Raw genomic sequence first — 3,158 nt, forward strand, 5'->3', positions numbered from 1 at the left:
GGCCGGGGCCGGGGCCGGGGCCGGGGGCCGGCAGGGCCGGGGGCCGGCGGGGCCGGGGCCGGGGCCAGGCAAGGCTGGGGACGGACAGGCCGGACAGGCCGGACAGGCCGGGCGGGACAGGGCCGGTGGGCCCGCCCCCGTCAGCGGGCGGGAGTCAGACGGCGGCGCGCTTGAGGGAGCGCAGCACTCCCCGCGCCGCGACACGACCGGCACGGTTGGCGCCGATCGTGCTCGCGCTCGGCCCGTACCCGACGAGCTGCACGCGCGGGTCGCGCACCGCCGTCGTCCCGTCGAGCTGGATGCCTCCGGCCGACGAGCGCAGCCCGAGGGGTGCGAGGTGCCCGACGTCGGGCCGGAACCCCGTCGCCCACAGGATCACGTCGGCCCGCTGCCGCGTCCCGTCGGCCCAGACCACGGCGTCGGGCTCGATACGCTCGAACACCGGCAGGCGGCGGTAGACGCCTCGCGCCGCCGCCGCCTGCTCCTGCTCACGCAGCATGAGGCCCGTGACGCTCACGACGCTCTGCGGCGGCAGTCCCCGGCGCACACGTTCCTCGACGAGCGCGACCGCCGCACGGCCCTCCTCGGGGGTGAACGGCGTGGTGCGCCACACGGGCTCGCGCCGGGTGACCCACGTGGTGGTCGCGACCTCGCTGATCTCCGCGAGGATCTGCACGGCCGAGAGCCCGCCGCCCACCACGACGACGTGCCGGCCCGCGACGTCGTCGGGCCCGCGGTAGTCCTGGGTGTGCAGCTGCCGACCCGCGAAGGTCTCGGCACCCGGGTAGTGCGGCACGAAGGGCCGTTCCCACGTGCCGGTCGCGTTGACGAGCGTGCGGGTGCGCCAGGTGCGCCTGGCGCCGGTGACGCGCAGCACGCCGTCGTCGTCCTCGACCCGCTCCACCCGCACGGGGCGCAGCACCGGCAGGCCCTGCCGCTCCTCGTAGGCGGCGAAGGTCGCGGGGACCACACGGTTGGCGCGCTCGAGCGAGGTGGGCGGCGCGTCGTCGTCGGGCAGGGCCGCGACGCCGTGCACGTCCGCCATCGTGAGGGTGTCCCACCGGTGCTGCCACGCACCGCCCGGCGCGGCGTTCGCATCCAGCACGACGACGTCGTCCCACGCGCGCAGCCCGAGCCGCAGCAGGTGGTGCGCGGCGGACAGCCCGGCCTGCCCGGCCCCCACCACGACGGACTGCAGCACCGGCTCCACGCCCGCACAACGCCCCCACGCCGCCCCGTCTTCCCATCCCCGACCCGCCGAGATCGCCGTGCGGGAGGGGTGGCGCGCGAGGGCGTACATCTGCAGCGGGGCCGTACATGTGCATGTACGGCCCCGCGGGAGATGTACGGCGTCGGCGGGTGGGGCCGAGCCGACCGGGGGTGGCGGCGTCGGCGGTCCGGGTCAGCGGGCGAGGAGGACCCGGATCTCGGCGGCGATCTCGCGGGGGGCCTCCTCGGCCATGAAGTGGCCCCACGTGACGCTGCGGTGGTCCAGGTCCGGTGCCCACGCGCGCCACAGACCCGCGGCGTCGTAGCCGAGCATCGCGCCCCAGTCCTGCTGCGCGACGAGCGTCGGCATCGTCAGCCGGCGTCCGGCGTCGCGGTCGGCCTGGTCGTGCTCGACGTCGATCCCGGCCGAGGCCCGGTAGTCGGCCACGATCGACGGCACCGCCGCCCGGCACGCCGCGAGGTACTGCGCGCGCACGTCGTCGGGGATCGCGCCGGCATCGCCGGCCCACAGGTCGAGGAAGTGCCCGAAGAACGCGTCGGCGCTCGCCTCGATCATGCGCTCGGGCAGGCCCGGCGGCTGTGCCATCAGGAACAGGTGGAACCCGACGGCCGCACGCGTGCCCTGCAGCACGTCCCACATGTCGAGGGTCGGCAGCACGTCGAGGATGCCCAGGTGGCTCACGGCGTCGGGGTGGTCGAGTCCCGCGCGGAACGCGACGAGTGCGCCGCGGTCGTGCCCCACCAGCGCGAACCGCTCGTGGCCCAGCTCGCGCGCGAGGGCGACGACGTCGGCCGCCATCGTCCGCTTGCTGTAGACCGTCGGATCGGTCTCGGCCGGCTTGTCGCTCGCGCCGTAGCCGCGCAGGTCAGGAGCGATGACGGTGTGCTCGGCCGCGAGGTCCGCCGCGACGTGCCGCCACATGAGGTGCGTCTGCGGGAAGCCGTGCAGCAGCACCACCGGGGTGCCGCTGCCGCCCACGGCCGCGTGCAGCGTGACGCCGTCGGCGACGGGTACGCGGCGCGAGGTGAAGCCCGGCAGGGAGGTGGTCATGGTGTCGCCCTTCGATCGTCCTGGCTGGTGAGATGGAGCCTTCCGGTCGCGGATGAGCAACCGATGAGCAGCGGGCAGGAGGTCGTGTGGGCATCACGTTCGGCGTGCTCGGACCCGTCACGGCGTGGGCCGACGGCGAGCCGGTCGCCCTGGGCGGGCCGCGGCACCGCGCCGTGCTCGCGCGGCTCCTGGTCGCCCGACGGCGCGTGGTCCCGGCCGCCACGATCGTGGCGGACCTGTGGGAGGAGCCGCCCGACGGCGCCCTCGCCGCGGTCCGCACGTTCGTCGCGGCCCTGCGCCGCGCCCTCGAGCCCGAACGAGCCCCGCGCTCCCCCGCGCGGCTGCTGGTCACCGACGGTCCGGGCTACGCGTTGCGGGCCGACGACGACTCCGTGGACGCGTGGCGCTTCGAGGGTGCCGTGCGGCGAGCGGCCGGTCAGCGCGCCGACGAGGCCGCGCGCACGCTCGAGGACGCCCTCGCGTGGTGGCGCGGGCCGGCGTTCGCCGACGTCTCCGCTGAGCCCTGGGCCCGCGCCGAGCGCGCGCGTCTGACCGAGCTCCAGCTGACCGCCGTCGAGCAGCTGGCCGAGGCGCGACTGGGCTCCGGCGCCGCGGCGTCAGCGCTCGCGGACCTCGACGCGCACGTCACCGACCACCCGTGGCGCGAGGAGGGGTGGCGTCTGCTCGCGCTCGCCCTCTACCGCGCGGGCCGGCAGGCCGACTCCCTCGAGGTGCTGCGTCGGGCGCGCTCAGTGCTGCGCGACCAGCTCGGCCTCGACCCGGGCCCGGCGCTGCGGCGGCTCGAGGCGGACGTGCTCGCGCAGGCCGCGCACCTGCAGGGCGGGCCCCCGGGGCGCGGGCCGCACGGGAAGCGGCG

3 protein-coding genes are annotated in these 3,158 nt (G+C 76.9%); 1 reads left to right on the plus strand and 2 read right to left on the minus strand.

What is annotated here, in order from left to right; all coding sequences use genetic code 11:
- Positions 1-154 precede the first annotated feature (154 nt).
- Together GXB85_RS17720 and GXB85_RS17725 are read right to left on the minus strand one after the other, a co-directional pair.
- Positions 155-1,201, minus strand: a complete 1,047-nt coding sequence (locus GXB85_RS17720) for an FAD-dependent oxidoreductase (RefSeq protein ID WP_370524325.1) — start codon at positions 1,199-1,201, stop codon at positions 155-157.
- A gap of 201 nt (positions 1,202-1,402) precedes the next feature.
- Positions 1,403-2,281 (minus strand): alpha/beta fold hydrolase, encoded by an 879-nt coding sequence (locus GXB85_RS17725; protein ID WP_161918991.1) that lies wholly within the window; start codon positions 2,279-2,281, stop codon positions 1,403-1,405.
- An 86-nt stretch (positions 2,282-2,367) separates the two neighbouring features.
- On the opposite strand from GXB85_RS17725, the gene GXB85_RS17730 reads away from it, so the two are divergent.
- Positions 2,368-3,158 (plus strand): BTAD domain-containing putative transcriptional regulator (locus tag GXB85_RS17730; protein ID WP_161918992.1); only part of this gene is annotated, 791 nt, incomplete at its 3' end.

Origin of the sequence: Cellulomonas sp. APG4 (assembly GCF_009996735.1) — a bacterium.
Classification (GTDB): domain Bacteria; phylum Actinomycetota; class Actinomycetes; order Actinomycetales; family Cellulomonadaceae; genus Actinotalea.